The organism is Ideonella sp. A 288, from assembly GCF_002198735.1.
Taxonomy (GTDB): domain Bacteria; phylum Pseudomonadota; class Gammaproteobacteria; order Burkholderiales; family Burkholderiaceae_C; genus Pseudaquabacterium.
The window spans coordinates 158,114-179,257 of the sequence record NZ_MWLO01000139.1 but is presented as its reverse complement, the minus strand read 5'-3'; the positions used below and the strand labels follow the sequence as shown (position 1 = coordinate 179,257).

Below are 21,144 nucleotides of genomic sequence, written 5' to 3'. Positions count from 1 at the left end.
TGCGGCACGGGCCGCAGCGCGGGCCGCCGCGCGGTCAGGGCGTCAATGCGCGCGGCGGTCGCCCAGCGGCTGGCCCGCCGACGGCATGCGCTTGGGCGGCACCGGGGCGGCGCGCACGCAGTTGCGGCCGGCCAGCTTGGCCTCTCGCAGCGCCGTGCCGGCTTCGCTGATGACGGCGTCGAGCACCGCGTGGTCGGCGCCGATGGCCGCCACGCCGATGCTCACCGTGACCGCGACCGGCCCGGTGGGCCAGCTCATGCGGTGGTTGGCGATGCCGTCGCGGATGCGCTCGGCCACGTCGATGGCGCCGATGGGGTCGGTGTGCGGCAGGTAGACCACCAGCACCCCGGCGTTGAAGCGGGCCATCAGGTCGTACTGTCGCAGCGTGGCGTTGACGAGCCGGGTGAGTTGCACCAGCACCGCGTCGCCGCACTCGATGCCGTGGGCGCTGTTGACCAGATGCAGGTGGTCGGCGTCGATCATCAGCAGGGCGGCATCTTCGCCGTGGCGGCGGATGCGCGACCACTCGCGGTCGACCGCGGCAATGAAGTGCCGTTGCGTGAAGGCGCCGGTGAGCGCATCGCGGATGACCTCGCCGCTGTCTGCGTCGGCAGCGCGGGCGGGCGGTGGCGCCTCGACGGCCACGGGCGGCAGCGGCGGAGCGGGCGGCTTGTCGGCCACGACCGGCGCGGGCTTGCCGAGCCAGGCGCCCAGCGGACCGGCCAGCAAGGCCACCGCGGCGCCGGCCAGCGCGCCCGCGGGCACCGCCCCCAGGCCCAGGCCGACGACCGACCCGATGCCGGCCCCACCCACGGCCAGCAGCGGCAATCCAGCCGCCTGCCGACCGCCAAGGGGCAGCGCCTGCCAGCCGCGGCGCAGGGAATTGAGCAGGCCGGCGTCCTCAGGCGAGTCGTGCATGTCCATGGTGTCCTGATTCGACCACATCCAGGGCGGTGTGGGGAGTGAATCCTGCTTATCGGCCGCCGTTGCCTGGCATCAAGACGTGGGGGGTGCGCAGCGTTCAGACTGTGAGAAACCCCGCAAAGCAAGGAGAGCTGTCCATGAACGCCCCCCGCGTGATCGATTCCATCGAGGCCTGCGTCGATGCGGTGCTGGACACCGTGTCTGGCGACATCGTGCTGGGCATCCCGCTGGCCATCGGCAAGCCCAACCCCTTCGTCAATGCGCTGTACCGGCGCATGAAGGGCAACCCGGCCCGGCGCCTGACCATCGTCACGGCGCTGTCGCTGGAACGGCCGGTGGGCAAGAGCGACCTGGAGCGTCACTTCCTCGAGCCGCTGGTCGAACGCGTGTTCGCCGACTACCCCGACCTCGAGTACGTGAAGGACCTGCGCGGTGACGGCCTGCCCGAGCACATCGAGGTGCGCGAGTTCTTCATGAAGACCGGCGACTACCTCGGCAACCCGGTGGCGCAGCAGAACTACATCTCCACCAACTACACTTTCGTGGCGCGCGACATGCTGGTGCAGGGCATGAACGTCATCGCCCAGGCGGTGGCGTCGCGCGGCACCGGCGATGGGTGGCGGCTGTCGGTGTCGAGCAACCCCGACGTGGTGTTCGAGGTGGTCGAGAAGTACGCCGCCGAAGGCAAGCCGCTGCTCAAGGTGGGCGTGGTCAACGACAAGATGCCCTTCATGCCCAACGGCGCCGAGGTGGCGCCCGGCTTCTTCGACCTGGTGGTCACCGACCCGGCAGGCACGCACACCCTGTTCGGTCCGCCCAACGGCAAGGTGAGCACGGCCGACTACGCCATCGGCCTGCACGCCAGCAGCTTGGTGGCCGACGGCGGCACGCTGCAGATCGGCATCGGTTCGCTGGGGGACGCCATCGCGCAGGCACTCATCGTGCGCGACCGCCATGGCGCCGAGTACCGCCGCATCCTCGACAGCCTCTGCCCCGACGGGCTGGCCGGGCGCCAGATGTCGCGCTTCGACAAGGGCCTGTACGGTTGCTCCGAGATGTTCGTCAACGGCTTCCTCAAGCTCATCGAGGCCGGCATCATCCGCCGCGAGGTGTTCGGCGACGTGGTGCTGCAGAGGCTGATCAACGAGGGCCGCATCACCAACGAGGTGGTCACGCCGCAGACGCTGCGCGCGCTGTTCGAGGCCGGGCGCATCAGCTCGCCACTGTCGGCGCGCGACCTGGAGTTCCTCACGCGACATTCGGTCTTCCGCCCGGGCGTGCGCATCGAGGGTGACCTGCTGGCCGTCGACAGCCTGCGGCTGCCCAACGACCTGCGCGACCCCGCCCGCTTCGACACCATCGCCCGCCACCTGCTGGACACGCGGCTGGCCGGCGGCATCTTCATGACCGGCGGCTTCTTCCTCGGCCCGAACGACTTCTACGAGCGGCTGCGCACCATGCCGCCGCAGGAACTGGCCAAGATCGACATGACGCGCATCGACTTCATCAACCAGCTCGACGGCAAATACCGCGGTGAAAGCGAGCTGAAGCGCGTGCAGCGCCACAAGGCGCGGTTCATGAACACCACGATGAAGGTGACGCTGCTCGGCGCCGCGGCCTCCGACGCGCTGGAGTCGGGCGAGGTGGTGTCGGGCGTGGGTGGGCAGTACAACTTCGTCGCGATGGCGCACGCCATCCCCGACGCCCGCTCCATCCTGATGCTGCGCGCCACCCACGACAACCACGACGGGCTGAAGAGCAGCATCGTCTGGAACTACGGCCACGTGACCATCCCGCGCCACCTGCGCGACATCGTCATCACCGAGTACGGCGTGGCCGACCTGCGCGGCCAGTCCGACGGCGAGGTGGTCAAGCGCCTGATCGCCATCGCCGATTCGCGCTTCCAGCCTGAGCTGATCGCCGCGGCCAAGGCCCATGGCAAGCTGGCCGCCAGCTACACGCTGCCGGGGCGCTATGCCGAGAACCTGCCCGACGCCCTGGACGCCCGCCTGCACCCGTGGAGCAAGGCCGGGCTGCTGCCGGCCTTCCCCTTCGGCACCGACCTGACACCGGACGAACTGCACATCGTCACCGCGCTGAAGCGGCTCAAGCACGCCACGCAGCACCCGGTGGAACTGGTGCAACTGGCCGTGCGCAGCCTGTGGCAGGACAGGGAGGCGCCCCACGCCTACCTGGAACGCCTGGGCCTGGCCGACGCGCACAGCTTCAAGGACATGTTCATCCGCAAGCTCTTCGCGGGCAACCTTTGAGCACGGCAAAGCCTGCCGCGGGGCTTGGAGACACCCAGATCGGAGCTCACCAAAGCCCCACGGCCGATCGCCGGGACGTGCATCGACGCTGAGGCACAGCCGCGCACGACCCGGGTTGCCTTGGCGTCTTGGCGACCCGGCGGTGTGCCGTCTGCGTCGCCGCACCGAACCCCGAGCGCGGGCAGCGTCATGGCCACGCCCCTACACTGCCGGCCATGGCTGCCGCTCCCGATCGTCCCACCTCGACCACCCCCCGCTCACTGTCGGGTCTGACGCCCTTCCTCCGGCCCTACCGCGGCCGCATCGCCTTGGCCCTGTTTTTCCTGGTGGGTGCCGCGGTGACCACGCTGGCCTTTCCGGTGGCGCTGAAATCGCTGATCGACGGTGGCCTGGTCGCTGCCGAGCCCGGCGACCGGGTGATGGCGCTGCGCGGGCATTTCCTGGCGCTGTTCGCGGTCGGTGCGGCGCTGGGCACGTTCTCGGCGCTGCGCTTCTATATGGTCACCTGGCTGGGCGAGCGGGTCACGTCCGACCTGCGCAACGCGGTGTACGCGCACGTGGTGCGTCAGAGCCCTGAATTCTTCGAGACCACGGCCACCGGCGAGGTGCTGAGCCGGCTGACCACCGACACCACGCTGGTGCAGACGGTGGTGGGCTCCAGCCTGAGCATGGGCCTGCGCAATTCGGTGATGGGCGTCGGCGCGCTGGCCATGCTGATCTTCACCAACCCCTACGTGATGATCCAGGTGCTGGGCATCCTGGTGCTGGTGGTGCTGCCGAGCCTGTACTTCGGCCGACGTGTGCGCCGCCTGTCGCGCGCCAGCCAGGACCGGGTGGCCGACAGCAGCGCCATCGCCGCCGAGGTGCTGAACGCCATCCCGGTGGTACAGAGCCACACGCAGGAAGACCGCGAGGCGCGTCGCTTCGACGAGTCCACCGAACGCGCCTTCGACACTGCCCGCCGCCGCACCCGCGTGCGCGCGCTGCTGGTCGGCTTCATCATCACCGCCACGTTCGGCGCGCTGCTGTGGGGCCTGTACCAGGGCACGCAGGCGGTGATCCGCGGCAACATCACCGCAGGCCACCTGGGGCAGACGGTGGTGTTCGTGATCATCCTGGTGTCCAGCGTGGCGGTGCTGTCCGAGGTGTATGGCGACCTGCTGCGCGCGGCGGGCGCCACCGAGCGCCTGATGGAACTGCTGTCGTCGCAATCGCCCGTGGCCGAGGCCGCCAAGACCCTGCCGCTGCCGCCCACGCGTGGCGGCTCGTCGGTGCGGCTGTCGGGCGTGCGCTTCAACTACCCGTCGCGGCCCACCCAGGCGGCGCTGGTCGACCTGAACCTCAGCGTGGCCCCCGGCGAGACCGTGGCGCTGGTCGGGCCCAGCGGCGCCGGCAAGAGCACGGTGTTCCAGTTGCTGCTGCGCTTCTACGACGCGCAGTCGGGCAGCATCCAGATCGACGGTGTCGAGGTGCGCCAGGCGGCGCTGCACGACCTGCGCCAGCGCATCGGCATCGTGCCGCAGGATTCCACGGTGTTCTCGACCAGCGCCTTCGAGAACATCCGCTACGGCCGGCCCGACGCCAGCCGCGCCGAGGTGGAAGCCGCGGCGCGCGCCGCCTTCGCGCACGACTTCATACTGGCGCTGCCAGAAGGCTACGACACCTTCCTGGGCGAGCGCGGCGTGCGCCTGTCCGGCGGCCAGCGCCAGCGCATCGCCATCGCCCGCGCCATGCTGATGAACCCGCCGCTGCTGCTGCTGGACGAGGCCACCAGCGCGCTCGATGCCGAGAGCGAGCGCATGGTGCAGGCCGCGCTGGAAGCCGCCTTCGCACACCGCACCACGCTGGTCATCGCGCACCGGCTGGCCACGGTGCAGAAGGCCGACCGCATCGTGGTGATGGAAGCCGGGCAGATCGTCGACATTGGCACCCACGACGAACTGGTGGCGCGCGGCGGCCTGTATGCGCGGCTGGCGGCGATGCAGTTCGGTCTCGAGGAACCCGCCGTCGCCGCCGCGGGATAATCCGGCGCCCCGCCGACCCCCTGCTACCGCCGACCCTGCCATGCGCCCTGTCCGCTCCCAGTACGAAGACCTGATGCGCCACGTGGCCGAGCAGGGCGTTGCCAAGGGCGACCGCACCGGCACCGGCACCCGCAGCGTGTTCGGCCACCAGATGCGGTTCGACCTGTCGGAAGGCTTCCCGCTCGTCACCACCAAGAAGGTCTTCCTGAAGGCCATCATCGTGGAACTGCTGTGGTTCCTTCGCGGCGACAGCAACGTCAAATGGCTGCAGGAGCGCGGCTGCACCATCTGGGACGAATGGGCGCGGCCCGACGGCGACCTGGGACCGGTCTACGGCGTGCAGTGGCGCAGCTGGCCCACGCCCGACGGCGGCCACATCGACCAGATCGCCGAGGTCGTGCAGCAGCTGAAGACCAACCCCGATTCGCGCCGCATCATCGTGAGCGCCTGGAACGTGGCCGAGCTGTCGAAGATGGCGCTGATGCCCTGCCATGCGCTGTTCCAGTTCTACGTCGCGAACGGCAAACTCAGTTGCCAGCTCTACCAGCGCAGCGCCGACATCTTCCTCGGCGTGCCCTTCAACATCGCGAGTTATGCATTGCTCACCCACATGCTGGCGCAGCAATGCGACCTGGACGTGGGCGACTTCATCTGGACGGGCGGCGACTGCCACCTCTACGACAACCACGCCGAGCAGGTGCGCACGCAACTCGCCCGCACGCCCTTCCCCTACCCCACCCTGCGCCTGAACCGGCGGCCGGCGTCGATCTTCGACTACGTCTACGAAGACTTCGAGGTCCTCGACTACCAGCACCACCCGGCCATCAAGGCGCCCGTCGCGGTATGACCCGTCTGGCGCTGATCGCAGCGGTCGCGCGCAACGGCGTGATCGGCCACGACAACCAGTTGCTGTGGCGGCTGCCCGAAGACCTGAAACACCTTCGCGCGCGCACGATGGGCTGCCCGGTGGTGATGGGCCGCAAGACCTGGGATTCGCTGCCGCCGAAGTTCCGGCCGCTGCCCGGGCGGCATAACATCGTCGTCACGCGCCAGGCCGGCTGGCAGGCTGAGGGCGCCACCGTGGCGCACAGCCTGGCCGAGGCCCTCACCGCCGCCGGAGACGTGCCACGCGTCTGGGTGATTGGTGGCGCCGAGTTGTACGCGGCGGCGATGCCGCTGGCCGACGAACTGGCGCTCACCGAGATCGACGCCGACTTCACCGGCGATGTGCACTTTCCGCCCTGGGTGCGTGACCATTTCACCGAGTTGTCCCGCGTGCGCCACCGCGCCGCACCGCCGAACGATTTCGACTACTCATTCGTCGACTACCGACGCGCCTGACAGGAGCCCCCCACGATGTCCGGACACGGATTCCACGTCCACGGACCGCACGACCATGAACTGGAGCATGCCGCCCAGCACGGCGACAAGGACAGTTTCTCGGGCCAGATCGCCGTGATGACGGCCATCCTGGCCACGGTCGGCGCGCTGTTCTCCTACATGGGCGGCGCAACACAGGCCAATGCGGGCCTTTTCAAGAACAACGCGGCCATCAAGAAGACCGAAGCCAGCAACCAGTGGAACTACTTCCAGGCCAAGAGCGGCAAGCAAAACCTGGCCGAACTGGCTCTGGCGCTGGTGCCCGAGGAGCGCAAGCCGGTCTACAAGGACGAGATCGAGCGCTACAAGAAGGAAAAATCTGAGATCAAGCTCGGCGCCGAGAAACTGGAAGCCGAGGCGCTGGACTGGGACAAGCAGTCCGACGCGCAGATGCACCTGCACCACCGCTGGGCCCAGGCCACCACCGCGCTGCAGATCTCCATCGCACTGGCCGCGATCGCCCTGCTGACCCGACGCAAGTGGCTGGAATGGGGCATGTTCGGTGTGGCCGGCCTGGGCATCGTGCTGGGCGGCATGGCGATGATGCACGTGTGAGCGGCCATCGCATTTGACTCGGGGGCGGTGGTCGGGTTCGGGTTCGGTGCGGTCGCTCGTTCCGTTCGACTATCCGCGCGGCGCGGCGCGGCAGCCGGCAGCCGACGGTGGTGCGCCACGAGGAACCCCCTCTTCGACCGCCACCGCCGGTGATGCAAAGCCGCGTGCGGGCAGGCAGGGGAGCGCCTCTGTGGCGCCGAAGCGCGCAGGCCCTGCGGTGGCGCGCGCAGCGCGCTTTGTGAACATGCTCGCCGCAGTTGTCTGAGCGGAGCGTCCGCAGGGCGCGTAGCGAGTTCTGCGGCGCACCGCAGGGCCGAGCACTGCAGGGCAGTCGGCGCAGCCGACCGCCACAGCGAAGCTTCCCGGCCTGCCCGTGCGCGGCTTTGCCGCCGCAGTGCTTCGGGTCCAACCGAACGACAGCCGCCCAAATAGGTCAGCTGCCCAGCGATTCACCCGATGGGTTCAGAACCCGATCCGCAGCAAACCCCAGGCCGCCAGGGCGGTGACCACCAACGCGCTGCCATAGCACACCGACTTGGACGCTGGGCCGGGTGGGATGCCGATGTCGTGCAGGCTCTTGTAGATCCGGTGCGCCGCATGCCACGCAAACAGCATGACCACCGCGAAGATGAAGCCCTTGCCGATCCAGTGCTGGGCAAAGGCCAGCATGCGGGCATAGCTCATCGTGCCGGTGGGCAACAGCAGCCCCAGCGGCACGGCAATGCCGGTGATCAGGATCAGTGCCGGGCCGAACAGCGACGACAGCGTGCCGCCGCCACCGAACAGGGCCCAGAAGATGGGGGCGTTCGAGCGCTTCATGGCCGCATCCCCCACACCAGCGCCAGCAGGGCCAGGTTGGTCACCACCGCCACCGCCACGCCGATGCCGGTGATGGTGGCCTCGGGCACGCGCTTGCCGCCCGAGAACATCATCGGCATGGTCTTGGGCATCACTTCGAACCAGGTCCAGACGTGGTAGACCATGCCGACGAACAGCACGGCGTGGAAAGCGATCGACAGCGGGCTGCGCAGGGCCTGCAGCCAGCCATCGAAGGCCGCCTCGCCCTGGCTGAGACGCAGCACGCCGATCATCAGCACCACCGCATAGGCCATCACGACCAGCGCGGTGGCCTCGCGCCACATGTAGCGCACGAAGAACGGATCGCGCCGCCACCAGCCGGCCATCGGGCGCACATAGGGGCGGCGGGTGCCTGCGAACGGGGCGCGGCTCATTTGGCGGGCTCCTTGGCTGCAGCCGAACCGAGGAAGTAATCCTTGGCGCTGTTGACCTTGTTCTGGTTCACCGCATGGGCCGGGTCCACGTGCTTGGGGCAGACCTCGGAGCAGTAGGCCACGGCCGTGCAGTGCCAGACGCCCTCTTCGGCGCCGACGATCTTCATGCGCTCGGCGCTGGCGCCGTCGCGCGAGTCGGCGTTGTAGCGGTGCAGCAGCGCCAGCACGCCGGGACCGATGAAGCTGGGGTCCAGGCCGAACTGCGGACACGCCGAGTAGCACAGCATGCAGTTGATGCAGCCGCTGAACTGCTGGAACTGCTCGAGCTGGGCCGGCGTCTGCAGGTGCTCGCCCTGCGACAGCGCGCGCGGTTCCTTCGGCACGATGTAGGGCTTGATGCTCTCGAGTTTGTCGACGAAACCGTCGACCGACACCACCAGGTCGCGTTCGATCGGGAAGTGCGCCAGCGCCTCGACCCGCAGTTTGCCGGGGTAGTGGTCGCGCAGGAAGGTCTGGCACGACAGCCGGGGCTTGCCGTCGATCATCATGCCGCAGCTGCCGCAGATGGCCATGCGGCACGACCAGCGGAAGCTCAGCGTGCCGTCGAGCTCGTCCTTGATGTACTGCAGGCCCTGCAGCACCGACATGTCATCGGTGAACGGCACCTGGAAGCTCTGCCACACCGGCTCGGCCTCCTGCTCGGGCCGATAGCGCAGCACCTCGATCTCGATGGTCCTGGTGGCCCCACTGCTGGCGGATTCAGACATGACCAGCCCCCTGTTGTTGTGCCTTGCGCTCGGCGTCGGCCTTCTCGCCCGCGGCACCATAGGCCCGCGTGCCCGGAGGCGACTTGGTGATCTTGACGTCGCCGTAGGTGATCTTGGGCGCCGCATCGCCCTGGTAGGTGGCCAGCGAGTGCTTCATGAAGGCCACGTCGTCGCGCTGCTCGAAGCCGTCGAGCCGCTGGTGCGAGCCGCGCGATTCCTTGCGCTGGATGGCGCTGTGCACCATGGCCTGCGCCACGTCGAGCAGGTAGCCCAGTTCGATGGCCAGCAGCCACTCGGTGTTCCAGGCCTTGCTGTGGTCGTCGAGGCGCAGCGACTTCACGCGCTGGCGCAGTTCGGCGATGGTGTCGCAGGTGGCCTGCATCTCGGCGCCGGTGCGGTAGATGCCGCAGCCGTCTTCCATGGTCTGGGCCATCGTCTTGCGCAGCACGGACAGCCGCTCGGTGCCGCCACCGCTGACCACGGCCAGCGCGCGCTGGCGCACGGCCTCGGCCTGCGACTGCAGCACCGCCGTGCGGCCGGGTGCATGCTGCTTGGCAAACGACGCGGCCTCGAGGCCGGCCACCTTGCCGAAGACCAGCAGTTCGGTCAGTGAATTGGACCCTAGCCGGTTGGCACCATGGATGCCGACGCTGGAGCATTCACCGGCCGAGTACAGGCCCGGCAGCGTGGACGCGGTGCGGCCATCGGCGACGATGCCGCCCATTGTGTAATGCACCGCCGGCAGCACCGGGATCGGCGCGTGGGCGGGGTCGACGCCCAGGTATTCCACCGCCAGTTCGTAGATCTGCGGCAGCCGCTCGCGCAGCTTGGCTTCGCCGAGGTGGCGCAGGTCGAGGTGCACCACCGGCCCATGCCGACTGTCCACCGTGCGGCCCTTCTGCTTCTCGTGCCAGAAAGCCTGGCTGAGGCGGTCGCGCGGGCCCAGTTCCATCGCCTTGTTGCGCGGCTCGGGCGTGGCGGGCCCCAGGCCGTAGTCCTGCAGGTAGCGGTAGCCGTCCTTGTTGAGCAGGAAGCCGCCTTCGCCGCGGCAGGCCTCGGTGAACAGCAGGCCGGTACCCGGCATGCAGGTGGGGTGGTACTGCACGAATTCCATGTCGCGCAGCGGCACGCCGTGGCGGTAGGCCAGCGCCATGCCGTCGCCGGTGACGATGCCGCCGTTGGTGTTCTCGCGGAACACGCGGCCGGCACCGCCGGTGGCGATGATCACGGCCCTGGCCTGGATCAGGCGGAACTCGCCGGTGGCGATCTCGATGGCCACCACGCCCTGCGCGCGGCCATCTTCGACCACCAGGTCGACCGCGAAGTGCTCGTCGAAGCGGGTGATCGACGGGTACTGGATGCTGGTCTGGAACAGCGTGTGCAGCATGTGGAAGCCGGTCTTGTCGGCAGCGAACCACGTGCGCTCGATCTTCATGCCGCCGAAGGCGCGCACGTTGACGTGGCCGTCTTCCTTGCGGCTCCAGGGGCAGCCCCAGTGCTCCATCTGCACCATTTCTTCGTGCGACTGCGCGACGAAGTACTCGACCACGTCTTGCTCGCACAGCCAGTCGCCGCCCGAGACGGTGTCGTTGAAGTGGTGCTCGAGGCTGTCGTGCGGCTGCGTCACCGCGGCGGCGCCCCCCTCGGCGGCCACGGTGTGGCTGCGCATCGGGTAGACCTTGGAGATCAGCGCGATCTTCAGCGTGGGGTCGGATTCGGCGATGGCGATGGCCGCGCGCAGGCCGGCGCCACCGGCGCCGATGATGGCCACGTCGGCCTGGAAGGTGTCCATGGTGCCGGCCATCAGCGGGTCCACTCGATCATCTGGTACAGGCCGCCGAACCAGGTGCGTTTGCGCGCGGTGGCGGGCTTCACGCCCTCGGGCAGGAACGCGTCGACCTCCTGCCGCCATAGGTCGATGGCGAAGGGCTCGAGGAAGTGGAACACGCCGCGCATCAGCAGGCGCAACGGGTGCCAGGCGCTGGGCCGGTGGTAGTCGACGATCACGACCTTGCCGCCCGGCTTGACCACGCGCATGGCCTCGGCCAGGGTGCCGCGCCGCACGGCCTCGGGCTGCTCGTGCAGCAGGAAGAATAGCAACACCTGATCGACGCTGCCATCGGGCAGGGCCAGCGACGACGAATCGGCACGGGTGAGCGTGACGCGGCCGTCGGTGGGCAGCTTGGCCTTCAGGTTGGCCAGTTGCACCGGCAGGATATCGACCACCTCGAGCGCGGCGTCGGGCGCCATGCGCGACAGCAGCCGGCTCGTGAGGTTGCCGTAGACACAGGCCACCTGCAGCGTGCGGCCGGGCACGGTGGTGCCCAGCGCGTCGAGCGCCAGGTCGCGCAACCGGGCGTAGTTGCCCCACAGGATGGCGCTGACCAGCCATTCGCGCTCGAACACACCCACCGCGCGGGGGTGCACGTAGGCCCACCAGTAGGTGGCCGTCAGGTAGGACGGGATGGCCAGGGGCGGCGGCGCCATGGCGGTGGCCCCGGCGGCAGGCGCCTCGGCCATCAGGCGCAACGTGGCGTTGCGGCGTGGCGCTGCCACGGCCGTGCCGCCATGGTCTGGGGCGTGCGTGCCCTCGGACTGCGGGGCGATGGTGGGAGCCCACTCGGCACCGGGGTGCCCGGTGTGGGGGCGGTGCTCTCCGACGGCAGTGTCGGATTGGCGGGTCGATCGTTCAGGGGGGTATGCGACAGGTGGTGTCATTGATGACCGAAGAGCACTGGCAGGCTGGCGGCGACGTGCGCTGCCGATTCGACGTTCACTGCGCGGGATCGATCATGTCGCATCGGTCAGCCCGTCGACCGCCTCCTGCGTGGTCGACGCGTCCGGCGATGGATTGACGCAAGCCTATTCCGAACCAGCCGCGGTGTCGCCACGTTTGTCAAAGGCAGTTGATGCTTGTCAGTCGTATTCCACGTTCGCCACGGCCGCGCAACAGCCCCATCGGACGGCGCCGGCACGGGCTGGGTGCAGCCGACATGTCGGCGGTTGAAAGGGCCCGGCGCCTGGGGGGCAGTCTAAGGGCAAGTCAGCACCGTGCCCACCGTGCGGCACAGGCCGTTCGGCCCCAGCAGGTCCGGCCCCATCTTCTGCAGCCGCGTGCCGTCGCTCGCCCAGCAGCCGGCGGCATCGCACGAGGTGATCGACCTGAACGGCGCGATGGCCGGCGGGGCCGGCACCCGTGGCCCCACGGCCGCGGCGGCGAGCTTCGGCTGCAGCCCCCGCGGCTCGGCCTGGCCCGTGCGCGCCGGGACGCGCGGCAGCGCCCGGGGGGTCTCGTCCGGCGCGCTGCCCAGGCACAGGCGCGCCGCCTGGTGTCGCAGGTCCCGCAGCCGCGCGGTCAGGGCCGGGTCGGCGGCACCGCCGCGCGCCTGCGAGGCACTGGCGGACGCCATCGCGCGCTCGACATCGTCCAGGGCGGCCACCGCCTGGACGCAGGCGGGCGACTTCAACGGGTCGGCGTGCACCGGGCCCGCACCCCAGGCGAGGGCGAGAGCCACGAGGATGCCGGCCGGACGCATCCCGGTTGGACTCGGCGTCGGTGCATTCGTTCGTCCCCGTCGACGACCGTGGCCTTGTCGACCCGAGGCCCGCGCCGGACGTACCGCGGTCAAGCGAGGGTCGCGGCCACCGGCCCGATGGCCCGCGGCACGGCGCCCAGGTCGCGCCACAAGGCGGGGTGGCAGGTGAACAACAGCACCTGGTGGCGCTGCGCCGCATCGAAGAGCACCCGCTTCATCTGCTCCAGCCGCTGGTCGTCGCTGTGCACCAGCGCATCGTCCAGGATGATCAAGGTCGGTCGGCCGGCCTCCTTCAGCAGATCGGCATAGGCCAGTCGGCTGATCACGCCCATCTGCTCGCGCGCGCCGAAGCTCAGGCTGCCCACCGGGCCGGACTCGGCGCCGCGGCTGCCCGGGCGGGTGAGTTGCCCGGGCGCCAGGTCGTCGCCGATGTCCAGGCTGGCCTGCGGAAACAGCAACTGCAGGTAACGGTTGACATGCCGTTGCAGCGGCGCCTGCAGGCGCTTGGTAAGGTCGCGCCGACGCGCCTCCAGCAGGCCCAGCAACAGGTCGAGTGCCTGGGCACGCCGTTCGAGTTCCTGGCTGCGCCGCACCGCCGCCTGTGCGCGCACGACCTGCTCGGCGCGCGCCTCCTCCAGCCCCTGCGCACCGGCCTCCTCGAGCTTGCCCTGCAGCAGCGTCAGGCGGGTCTGCCGCTCGCTGAACGCCCGCTCGGCCTGGTCGGCACTGCGCTGGAACCGCACGGCGTCCTGCGCCAGGATGTCGGGCCGCGCCTGGTCCACCTCGGCCTGGCGGGCTGCGATGCGGTGGCCCAGTGCGTCGCGCTCGGCCCGTGCCGCGAGCCGCCGCTGTGCCGTGTCGCGTTCGCGTTGTTGCCGGGCGGCGTCGCCCAGCAAGGCCGCCAGCACGCCGCGCTCTCGCAACGCGGCGTCGCGCTGCGTCCGCGCCGTGCTCGACGCGTGCGCCGCCTCGGTCGCCTGCCTCGCCACCTGGTCCAGGTGCGCACTGGCCGCCTTGTGGCGGGCGGTGGCCTGGGCCAGCGGTTCGGACGGGCGATCCGCGGGCGCCGCGATGGGCCCCAACAGCTGCAGCTGGCCCTCGGCCTCGGTGCGCCGCACGGTGTGTTCGCCGAGCTCTGCCCGCAGGTCGTCCAGCCCCTTGGGCGCCAGATGGGCGAGCGCCTTCTCGCTGTGCTGGATGTCCTTCAGCGCCTGCTGGTGGGTCGCGCAGCGGGCCTCGGCCTCGTCCAGGCTGGCCACCCCCAGGCGCTGCAGCAACGCCAGGTGGGCCGCCCGCTGATCGGCCTCGTCGCGGGCCAGGTCGGCCAGGTCGGCGCCGCCGGGGACGATCTGCAGCCGACCCACCTGGGGGATGTCGATGTCGGTGGCCGAGGTGATCAAGTGCTCGCCACGGCCGGACAGTCGCTCGCCGGCCAGGGTGAGTTTGGCCCCCGCGGCGATGTCGAAGCGCACCCGGGTGGCCGCAGCGTCCTGCCGGATGCGCAGTTCGGTGAGCCGGGCGTGCTGGTCGCGCAGCCTGGCGAGGTCGGCCTTGCCGAGTTCGGTCTCCACGGCCAGCCTGCGCTGGGCGCTCAACTGCGCCTGCTCGGCCTCGGCCCTGCCGATGGCGTCGGTCAGGGCCGTGATGCGGGCCAGTGCGTCGCCCACACGCCGGGCCAGGGTGGCACGCAGGTCGGCCTGTTGCGCCTGCACCAGCGCTTCGGCGGCCTGGTCGCACGTCGCCTGGGCCTCGCGGCGGGCTGCCGCCCAGGTGTCGTCGGCCTGGCCGGCGGATTGCACGAGGCGCTCGGCCTCCAGCAGATCGGCTTCGCGCTGCCGCAGGGCGCGGTGCTGGTCCTCGTGGCCCGCCAGTTGTTCGTCGACGAGCTTCAGCGTGTCTTCGACCTGCCGCAACGACGCGCGGTCGACGTCGATCTGCAGGCGCAGGGCCTGGATCGTCGCCAGCGCCTGCTCGGCCTGCTGCTGCTGGGTGCGAAAACCGTCCCAGGGACGGGCCGCCGCGTCGGCCGCATGCTCGGCCCGGAGCTGGCCCAGCTGATCCACCTGGTCGCGGTACTGCGCGATGCGGGCATCGAGCTCCTGCACGCGCGCGCCGGCCGCATCGCGCTCGAGCAAGGCCTCGGCGTAGGCCGCCCGCGGCTTGCCGGTGGCCGTGAGCAAGGCTTCGCGCTCGGAGCGCACGCGGCCGATGACATCGTCGCCCTGGCTGCTGGCCACGTCGCCCACCATCTGGTCGAGCGCCTTGCGCAGGTGGTCGGCGGCGTGCTTCAACGGGTCGTCGATGTCCTGGCCACTGCCCTGTTCGATCCACAGCAGCCCGGGGATGCCCCAGTGCTCGGCCTTGCTGGCGCCCTTGCCGGCGAAGCGGAACCCCAACAACGCGGCCAGGTGCTGCTCGGCGTCCTCGCCGTCCAGGTCGCGGGGGCCGACCTTCAACTCGCAGCGCTTGCGGTGCATGAAGCTCTTGCGCAGCCGGTAGTCGGTGCCGCCGATCGAGAAATCCAGCTCGACGCTCGGCGCCGCCGATGGCTCGCCCCAGGGCAGCAGGTCCTCGACGCTGCCCGAGCGATGACGCTCGAAGAACGCGGCCCGCAGGGCCCGCACCAAGGTGCTCTTGCCGGCCTCGTTGGGTCCGGAAAAGAGGTTCAGCCCCGGCTCGAGGCCGGCCAGCTCGAACGGCTGGCGAAACTGGCGGAGCTGGTCGACCTTCAGCCGGTGCAGCCTCATGCCGCGGCTCCAGAAGCCTGCCGCTCGGCCAGGATGCCGGTGAGCAGTGCCAGCGCGTGGGCTGCCGTCTGGGCACCGGGCTCGTCCGGCCGGGACGCCTGCCGGTCACGCAGGTCGGCGATGACGTCGCCCAGGTAGCCATCGGCCCGCAGCGCGGCAATGTCGGCCTCGGTGGGCATCAGGCGCAGCGCCGCCAGGTCGACCACCAGGCTGCGCGCCCGGGCCTCGGCCTGGCTGATCGCGGCCTGCAGGCGCTGCTGGCCGGCGAGATCGATCTGGCCGGAGACGGCCAGGCTCAGCACGTCGCCGCCGCCCAGCCCGGCCAGGCGAGCCACCAACGCGTCCACGTCGCTGGCCACGGCCAGGGGCAGCTCCCACGACTGCCAGCTGAACTGGCCCGTGGCCAGGCGCGACACCTGCGGCTCGGCCCCGGGCCCGTCGATCTCGACCAGCAGCGCATGGCCCGGCTCGTTGCCCTTGAACCGGTCGGGCTCCGGCGTGCCGCTGTACCAGGTGCGCGCGTCGATCTGGCGGCAACCATGCCAGTCGCCCAGCGCCAGGTAATCGAGCCGGGCGCGCTCGGCCCGGTCAGGCGCGATCGGGTTGGCCGAGTCGATGCCCTCGGCGAGCAGGCCCTGCACACAGCCGTGAGCCAGGCCGATGCGCAGGTGGCCAGCGGGTGACGGGGCGCCGTCGAACCACGCGGTGAGATCGTTGTAGGTGTGTCGCTGGGTGAGCGGGGCAGCCAGGGCGGTGAAGCCCAGCGCCGGGAAATCCAGCGCCGCGCCCTGCAGTGCCAGGTGCAGGTTCGGCGGCAGGGCGCCCAGGCGCGCCGCGCGGGTCCACACGCTCTCGGTGAGGGCCGCGTCGTGGTTGCCCGGGATCATCAGCCAGGGCCCGGCAAAGCCCTGCAGCGCGTTGAACAGGCGGCGGACGGTGCGGTCGGCCACCGTCTGCGCGTCGAACACGTCGCCGGCCACCAGCACGGCATCGACCTGGTGCTGCGTGGCCAGGCGCGCCAGCGTCTCGACAGCGGCCAGCCGCGCCTCGGCCAGCGGCACCGCATCGTCGGCGGCGAACTGGCTGTACTGGCGGCCGATCTGCCAATCGGCGGTGTGCAGGAACTTGGGCATGGGGTGGACTCCTCCTGCGCGGGCACCGGCCCTGGGACGCTCACCGCGCATTCTGTGCGGAGTCGACGACGGGCCGCCAGGCGGCCCGCGGGTGCGGCGCGTCAGGCCGGCCGCCGCCGGGGCCAGCGCAGGTCGGGCGTGAAGCGCCAGGCCAGCACCAGCAATGCCAGCAGCGCTGGTACCCAGCGCAGGTCGGTGGCCACCGGCGCCGGCAGCGCCAGCTCGGGGCTCAGCATCGCCTCCACCAGCGCCTCGGTGGACTGCAGGCGGCGGTAGCCCAGGCCCAGCAGTTCGGCCAGCTCGCGCAGGTGCGGCTCGCGAAGCTCGGACAGGTGCTCGTGCGCGGTGCCCGGCGCACCTGCACCGAAGCGCTGCACCACGTCGGCCGCGTCCCAATGGCCGATGCGCACACCGTCGCGGTCGGTGCGGGGGATGGGCTGGGCCAGGTCGCCACCCACGCCGACCAGCCAGCCCCCCACCTGCCCGGCGGTGATGTCCTGCATCGGCGGGCGCACCTGCGCGCTGCGCAGCGGCGGCGATTCGTGGCCATCGGTGAAGAAGACGACGCGCGTGTGGGCGTCGAACTGCCGCGCCGTGCGCACGACCCAGGTGGCGCCCTTGCCGATGTTGCTGGCATTGGCCCAGCGCATGCGGCCGTCGATGCGCGCCAGCGAGGCCAGCAGGGCCTCGTAGTGGCTGCAGACCTCCACCGGCTCCATCAGCGGCATCACCCGGTAGTCGGCAAACACTGCCCAGCCGACGTGCGAGCCGCAGGGCAGGCGGCGCAGCGCCTCGCGGGTGGCCGCACGCGCGAAGGCCAGGCGGCTGACCGCTGCGCCGTCGAGCCGGAGGTCTTCCACGTCCATGCTCTGCGTGACGTCGAAGGTGACGAGGTAGCGGTAGGTGGACCGCTGCAGCGTCAGCGGCGGCATGGCCACCGCCACGGCGAGCAGCAGCAGCGCGACGGCGATCGGCAGGGTGTCGCGGACCCCACGGCGCGACCACAGGCGGCGCGCCAGGCGCCGGGCGCTGCCGCCGAGGCCAGCCAGGACGGTCACGGCAGGTCCCCGGCGTCCATGCTGCGCAGTTGCACGCGACGACGCTCCACCGGAACGTTATCCGGTTCGGCCACGGCCTCCTCCGCCTCGGGCGCACGGCGCAGTGCGCGCTCGAGGTTGTAGCGGGCGTCCCAGTCGAGCGGGTCCACGCGCAGCAGGTCGCGGTAGCGCTGTTTGGCCAGTTCGACCAGGGTGCCGGCGTCCCCGCCGGCCCTCGGCGGCAGCGGCGTCGCGACATCGCCCCCACGGCCTGTCCCATCGCCCACGCCGGGCACGGCACCCAGCCCCTGGCGCAACAGCATGTTGCCGAGGTTGAACAGTGCGTGGCGCCCCACCGCGCCCTGCTCGCCGACGTCCACGCCCGCGGCGACCAACTCGCTGTAGGCCTTGAACGCGGCGTCGTGGGCACCGGCCGCGGCCAGCGCGGTGGCGCGGGCCAGCCGGGCCTCGGGCGACGCGCTGCGCTCCCAGCCGGGATCGGCCAGGACCAGCGGCTTGCCATCGGCCGCAGGCGGCAGGCGGGCGGCCGCGGTGATGGCCGCATTGAGCTGCTCCACCTGCTGCAGCCGCAGGGCCAGCCCGGCGGCGATGCCGCCGGCAATGAGCGCCGCCACGGCGAACACGCCGTGCACCGACAGTCGCTTCATGCGGCGTGCCCCCAGTCCGGCAACTGCAGCGCGCGGCTGGCCAACAGGCCCAGGCAGCACCCCAGTGCGACGGCGAAGAACACCGGGCTGTGATCCAGCCGCGGCACACGTTCGAGGTAGGACAGCGGCGCATTCTGCTGCCGGTCGATCTCGGCCATGGCCGCGGCCATGGCGGCCGAATCGTCGGTCTGGTACAGCCGGTAGGGGGTGGGCAGCGTGCGGAAGAAGGTGTGCAGCGCCAGCTCGTCCTGCGAATCCATCGTGCCCACCGACTCTTGCATGAGGTCGGGCGAGTTGGGACCGCTGCGGATGTAAATCCAGTACAGGCCGATGCGGTGCTCGGCCAGGCCCGCCCGGATGCGCTGCTGCGTGGCGACGTCGAGCTGCGCGCCCCCATCGGAGACGACGATGACGATGCGGCTGCCCGAGTAGGGACGCCCGTCGAACTCGCCGATGGCCGCCACCAGCGCCCGACCCATGTGCGTGTCGGGCAGGCCGCGGCCGATCGCGGTGGCCGCCAGACCGGCCAGGATGGGGGTGTGCTGCTGCGTGAATGGCGCGACCATCATCGGGCTGGTGCTGAAGGTCATCAGGGCCAGGCGGTCGTCGGGACGGCGACGCACGAAGTCGGCCAGCAGTTCCCGCACGATGCGGCCCTTGGTGGGCATGCTGTCGTTGAACTGGCCACCGGCCTTCACATCCTTGGGCACCACGTTGGCGTCCATGCTGGAACTGCGGTCCATCAGGATCAGGATCTCGGCGCCGCGGCCGGTGCGAAGCACCTCGGTGCCCGAGCGCCCCGGGCCGGCCAGCCCGAGCACCGTGCAGGCCATCGCGGCCACCGCAAAGGCTCGCCAAAGGAAGCCCGCGACCTGGCCGACGCGGTCGTGCGGCAGCCAGGCGATGGCCGAAAACACGAGCGTGTCGCTGCGCCGCCGCAGCAGCGGCAGCGCGGCCAGAGGCAGCAGCATCAGCCACAGGGGTTGGGCAAAGTCGAACGGCACGGGCATCAGCGCTGGTGGCGGCGTTCGGCGTCGCGCAGCGCGCGGCTCAATGCGGCCAGCGGGAACTCGGCGGCCCGGGCCGCGGTGTCGTCGGCGTAGAAGCGCTCGGCCGACCGGCGGTAGAAGGCCTCGAGCCGGTCCTGCAGCGGCGCCAGGTGCGGCGCGTCGGCCAGCCACTGCGCCAGCGTGGCGCCATGCACCACCCGCCCGGCACTGAGGTTCAGCGCGTGGTGCATGGCCAGCCACGCCTCGGCATCGCCCGCCTCGAGCCGGCGGATGCGAGCCCAGGCCTGCGCGAACGGCAGGCGCTGCGCGTCCTGCCATTGGCGCCAGCCCCACCACAGGCTCCAGGCCAGCAGCACCGCGGCCAGGACCGACAGCGTGCGCTGAAGATCGCGCTGCAGGGCTGCCGTGTCGCGCAACGGCACCTCGCGGTCGGGCCGCATCGCCTGCAGGTCGCCCCGGCCGAACACCTCGGCCGGCGCCAGCGGCCCGATGCTCACCGGCCATGGCGCCACCACCAGCACGCCGCCCCCAGTGGTGGCGATGCGCAACGCCGGCAGTTCGATGGCCATCAGCGCCTGCGGCGCATTGATCACCTGATGCTCGACGACCAGCCAGCGCCGGCCCTGCCGATCGGTGTCGACGCGGGCCGGCCGGCGTTCCAGCCAACGGTCCAGGCGCCCGGCGGCGGGCCATGCGACGGGCTGCACCGGCACACCTCCGATGGCGAGCAACACGCGCTGCGTCAGCACGTCGCCCAGCACATGGCCGAAGCTGCGCGGCGGCTCGGTGGTGGCGATCACCCCGGGTGCAGGGGCCGACGCGGCGGAAGCGGCCGGCGCCGCCGCGGCCACGGACGGCAAGGCGGCGACGTCGGCATCGGCCGCCCGGGCCACCCGCGGCAGGCCGGCGGCGAACACCGCGACCAGCACGCCCGCCACGGCAGACAAGGGTGAGGCCACGCGGCTCACGCCACCGTCTCCAGGAAGTGCTGCGTCAGCGCCTCGCCATCGAAGTGGCCGCTCAAGTGGAAGGGCTGCAGGCCACGGGCATCGAACAAGGCATGCAGTTCGGCGCGCCGCGCCGCCACACCGTCGCGCCACTGCCGGCGCAGGCCGTCGCGCAGCCACAGCGTGCGTCGCACGCCGCTCTCTGCGTCGCCGACAGCCAGCAGGGCACGCCCGGAGGGGGGCTCGGTCTCGGCCGGGTCCCAGACGATCACCGGCATCACGAAGGCCGGCTGCAGCGCGTCGAGCACGTCGCCCAGGTCGGCCAGGTGCCAGTGGAAATCGGACACCAGGAACACCAGCCCTTGCCGACCCGACAGCCGCGAAGCGGTGCGCAGCAGCACTTCGGGCGTGCGGTGCGCGCTGTCGCGCTGGGAGGCGCCTTCCGGCTGGCAGGCGCGCAGCAGCGCGGCCATCATCGCCGCCGCGCCGCGGCTGTGGCGGGCGGGCACGAAGAGGTCGTCTCGCTCGGCGTGGTCGAACCCGAGCAGCCCCACGGGGTCGCCGGCCCGGAAGGCGCTGTGGCCCAGCGCTTCGACGAGATCCGCCGCCACCTGCAGCTTGCTGCGGGCCGCGCCGAAGAACATCGAGGCCGACACATCCACCAGCGCATGCACCGGCACCGCCACCCGCTGGCGCTGGATGCGCACCAGCCATTCCTGCCGAACGTCGCGCACGCTGGCGCGCAGGTCGAGCCGGCGCGGATCGGCGTGATCGAACAAGCGCCGGTGGGCCGCGAAGCCCTGCCCTGCCCCCAGGCTGGTGCCGCGGTGAGCACCCGGCCGCTGACCGCCGAAGCGATGCGGCAGCCGGTAGTGGAACTCCTGGACACGCGCGGGCTGTGGCGCACTCACCGG

Annotated in this window: 19 protein-coding genes; 5 read left to right on the top strand and 14 right to left on the bottom strand. The window is 71.1% G+C overall.

What is annotated here, in order from left to right:
• Positions 1-42 precede the first annotated feature (42 nt).
• On the bottom strand, positions 43-918 hold the full coding sequence (locus EOINJALH_RS21950) for a GGDEF domain-containing protein (protein WP_144290127.1): 876 nt from the start codon (positions 916-918) through the stop codon (positions 43-45).
• A 143-nt stretch (positions 919-1,061) separates the two neighbouring features.
• On the opposite strand from EOINJALH_RS21950, the gene EOINJALH_RS21945 reads away from it, so the two are divergent.
• The 5 genes from EOINJALH_RS21945 to EOINJALH_RS21925 all read left to right on the top strand — a co-directional run bounded on the left by EOINJALH_RS21945 (position 1,062) and on the right by EOINJALH_RS21925 (position 7,153).
• A complete protein-coding gene (locus tag EOINJALH_RS21945; protein ID WP_088284095.1) occupies positions 1,062-3,194 on the top strand; it encodes an acetyl-CoA hydrolase/transferase C-terminal domain-containing protein in 2,133 nt (710 codons plus the stop codon).
• A gap of 215 nt (positions 3,195-3,409) precedes the next feature.
• Positions 3,410-5,218 (top strand): ABC transporter transmembrane domain-containing protein, encoded by a 1,809-nt coding sequence (locus EOINJALH_RS21940; RefSeq protein ID WP_088284093.1) that lies wholly within the window; start codon positions 3,410-3,412, stop codon positions 5,216-5,218.
• A 40-nt stretch (positions 5,219-5,258) separates the two neighbouring features.
• Positions 5,259-6,065: a thymidylate synthase gene (locus tag EOINJALH_RS21935; RefSeq protein WP_088284092.1), complete on the top strand. Its 807-nt coding sequence runs from the start codon at positions 5,259-5,261 to the stop codon at positions 6,063-6,065.
• Entirely contained in the window at positions 6,062-6,559 is a 498-nt protein-coding gene (locus tag EOINJALH_RS21930) for a dihydrofolate reductase (RefSeq protein WP_088284090.1), read from the top strand. Before EOINJALH_RS21935 ends, EOINJALH_RS21930 begins: the two co-directional genes overlap by 4 nt.
• A gap of 15 nt (positions 6,560-6,574) precedes the next feature.
• The gene (locus EOINJALH_RS21925) at positions 6,575-7,153 is read left to right on the top strand and encodes a DUF4337 domain-containing protein (RefSeq protein ID WP_088284088.1); all 579 of its coding nucleotides are present in this window, start codon (positions 6,575-6,577) and stop codon (positions 7,151-7,153) included.
• A 462-nt stretch (positions 7,154-7,615) separates the two neighbouring features.
• Here EOINJALH_RS21925 and frdD read toward each other — a convergent pair whose 3' ends face one another.
• The 13 genes from frdD to EOINJALH_RS21860 form a co-directional block, all read right to left on the bottom strand.
• Positions 7,616-7,972 (bottom strand): fumarate reductase subunit FrdD, encoded by a 357-nt coding sequence (frdD, locus tag EOINJALH_RS21920; RefSeq protein WP_088284086.1) that lies wholly within the window; start codon positions 7,970-7,972, stop codon positions 7,616-7,618.
• On the bottom strand, positions 7,969-8,385 hold the full coding sequence (locus EOINJALH_RS21915; protein WP_088284084.1) for a fumarate reductase subunit C: 417 nt from the start codon (positions 8,383-8,385) through the stop codon (positions 7,969-7,971). The genes frdD and EOINJALH_RS21915 overlap by 4 nt, the downstream gene beginning before the upstream one ends.
• Positions 8,382-9,152: a succinate dehydrogenase/fumarate reductase iron-sulfur subunit gene (locus EOINJALH_RS21910; RefSeq protein ID WP_088284082.1), complete on the bottom strand. Its 771-nt coding sequence runs from the start codon at positions 9,150-9,152 to the stop codon at positions 8,382-8,384. The genes EOINJALH_RS21915 and EOINJALH_RS21910 overlap by 4 nt, the downstream gene beginning before the upstream one ends.
• A complete protein-coding gene (gene frdA, locus EOINJALH_RS21905) occupies positions 9,145-10,956 on the bottom strand; it encodes a fumarate reductase (quinol) flavoprotein subunit (protein WP_234413978.1) in 1,812 nt (603 codons plus the stop codon). Before frdA ends, EOINJALH_RS21910 begins: the two co-directional genes overlap by 8 nt.
• Positions 10,956-11,708, bottom strand: a complete 753-nt coding sequence (gene rquA, locus EOINJALH_RS21900; protein WP_234413977.1) for a rhodoquinone biosynthesis methyltransferase RquA — start codon at positions 11,706-11,708, stop codon at positions 10,956-10,958. Before rquA ends, frdA begins: the two co-directional genes overlap by 1 nt.
• 476 nt (positions 11,709-12,184) lie before the next feature.
• Positions 12,185-12,667, bottom strand: coding sequence for a hypothetical protein (locus EOINJALH_RS21895; RefSeq protein WP_144290126.1), 483 nt, complete (start codon positions 12,665-12,667; stop codon positions 12,185-12,187).
• Positions 12,668-12,777: 110 nt separating this feature from the next.
• Positions 12,778-15,435 (bottom strand): ATP-binding protein, encoded by a 2,658-nt coding sequence (locus tag EOINJALH_RS21890; RefSeq protein ID WP_088284076.1) that lies wholly within the window; start codon positions 15,433-15,435, stop codon positions 12,778-12,780.
• Positions 15,432-16,568, bottom strand: a complete 1,137-nt coding sequence (locus EOINJALH_RS21885) for a DNA repair exonuclease (protein WP_088284074.1) — start codon at positions 16,566-16,568, stop codon at positions 15,432-15,434. The genes EOINJALH_RS21890 and EOINJALH_RS21885 overlap by 4 nt, the downstream gene beginning before the upstream one ends.
• 101 nt (positions 16,569-16,669) lie before the next feature.
• Positions 16,670-17,626: an MxaL protein gene (locus EOINJALH_RS21880; RefSeq protein WP_310732328.1), complete on the bottom strand. Its 957-nt coding sequence runs from the start codon at positions 17,624-17,626 to the stop codon at positions 16,670-16,672.
• A complete protein-coding gene (locus EOINJALH_RS21875; RefSeq protein WP_088284072.1) occupies positions 17,623-18,273 on the bottom strand; it encodes an MxaK protein in 651 nt (216 codons plus the stop codon). The genes EOINJALH_RS21880 and EOINJALH_RS21875 overlap by 4 nt, the downstream gene beginning before the upstream one ends.
• Positions 18,270-19,283, bottom strand: a complete 1,014-nt coding sequence (locus EOINJALH_RS21870) for a VWA domain-containing protein (protein WP_199873451.1) — start codon at positions 19,281-19,283, stop codon at positions 18,270-18,272. The genes EOINJALH_RS21875 and EOINJALH_RS21870 overlap by 4 nt, the downstream gene beginning before the upstream one ends.
• Positions 19,283-20,251 carry a calcium incorporation protein MxaA gene (locus EOINJALH_RS21865; RefSeq protein WP_234413976.1) on the bottom strand — a complete coding sequence of 323 codons (969 nt, stop codon included), beginning with the start codon at positions 20,249-20,251 and terminating at the stop codon, positions 19,283-19,285. Before EOINJALH_RS21865 ends, EOINJALH_RS21870 begins: the two co-directional genes overlap by 1 nt.
• Positions 20,248-21,141, bottom strand: coding sequence for a DUF58 domain-containing protein (locus EOINJALH_RS21860; protein ID WP_088284070.1), 894 nt, complete (start codon positions 21,139-21,141; stop codon positions 20,248-20,250). The genes EOINJALH_RS21865 and EOINJALH_RS21860 overlap by 4 nt, the downstream gene beginning before the upstream one ends.
• Positions 21,142-21,144 lie beyond the last annotated feature (3 nt).

Bases quoted from the DNA above. Each gene is read 5' to 3' on its own strand.
- EOINJALH_RS21950 (WP_144290127.1), bottom strand. From the start codon at position 918: ATGCACGACTCGCCTGAGGACGCCGGCCTGCTCAATTCCCTGCGCCGC.
- EOINJALH_RS21945 (WP_088284095.1), top strand. From the start codon at position 1,062: ATGAACGCCCCCCGCGTGATCGATTCCATCGAGGCCTGCGTCGATGCG.
- EOINJALH_RS21940 (WP_088284093.1), top strand. From the start codon at position 3,410: ATGGCTGCCGCTCCCGATCGTCCCACCTCGACCACCCCCCGCTCACTG.
- EOINJALH_RS21935 (WP_088284092.1), top strand. From the start codon at position 5,259: ATGCGCCCTGTCCGCTCCCAGTACGAAGACCTGATGCGCCACGTGGCC.
- EOINJALH_RS21930 (WP_088284090.1), top strand. From the start codon at position 6,062: ATGACCCGTCTGGCGCTGATCGCAGCGGTCGCGCGCAACGGCGTGATC.
- EOINJALH_RS21925 (WP_088284088.1), top strand. From the start codon at position 6,575: ATGTCCGGACACGGATTCCACGTCCACGGACCGCACGACCATGAACTG.
- frdD (WP_088284086.1), bottom strand. From the start codon at position 7,972: ATGAAGCGCTCGAACGCCCCCATCTTCTGGGCCCTGTTCGGTGGCGGC.
- EOINJALH_RS21915 (WP_088284084.1), bottom strand. From the start codon at position 8,385: ATGAGCCGCGCCCCGTTCGCAGGCACCCGCCGCCCCTATGTGCGCCCG.
- EOINJALH_RS21910 (WP_088284082.1), bottom strand. From the start codon at position 9,152: ATGTCTGAATCCGCCAGCAGTGGGGCCACCAGGACCATCGAGATCGAG.
- frdA (WP_234413978.1), bottom strand. From the start codon at position 10,956: ATGGCCGGCACCATGGACACCTTCCAGGCCGACGTGGCCATCATCGGC.
- EOINJALH_RS21890 (WP_088284076.1), bottom strand. From the start codon at position 15,435: ATGAGGCTGCACCGGCTGAAGGTCGACCAGCTCCGCCAGTTTCGCCAG.
- EOINJALH_RS21885 (WP_088284074.1), bottom strand. From the start codon at position 16,568: ATGCCCAAGTTCCTGCACACCGCCGATTGGCAGATCGGCCGCCAGTAC.
- EOINJALH_RS21875 (WP_088284072.1), bottom strand. From the start codon at position 18,273: ATGAAGCGACTGTCGGTGCACGGCGTGTTCGCCGTGGCGGCGCTCATT.
- EOINJALH_RS21870 (WP_199873451.1), bottom strand. From the start codon at position 19,283: ATGCCCGTGCCGTTCGACTTTGCCCAACCCCTGTGGCTGATGCTGCTG.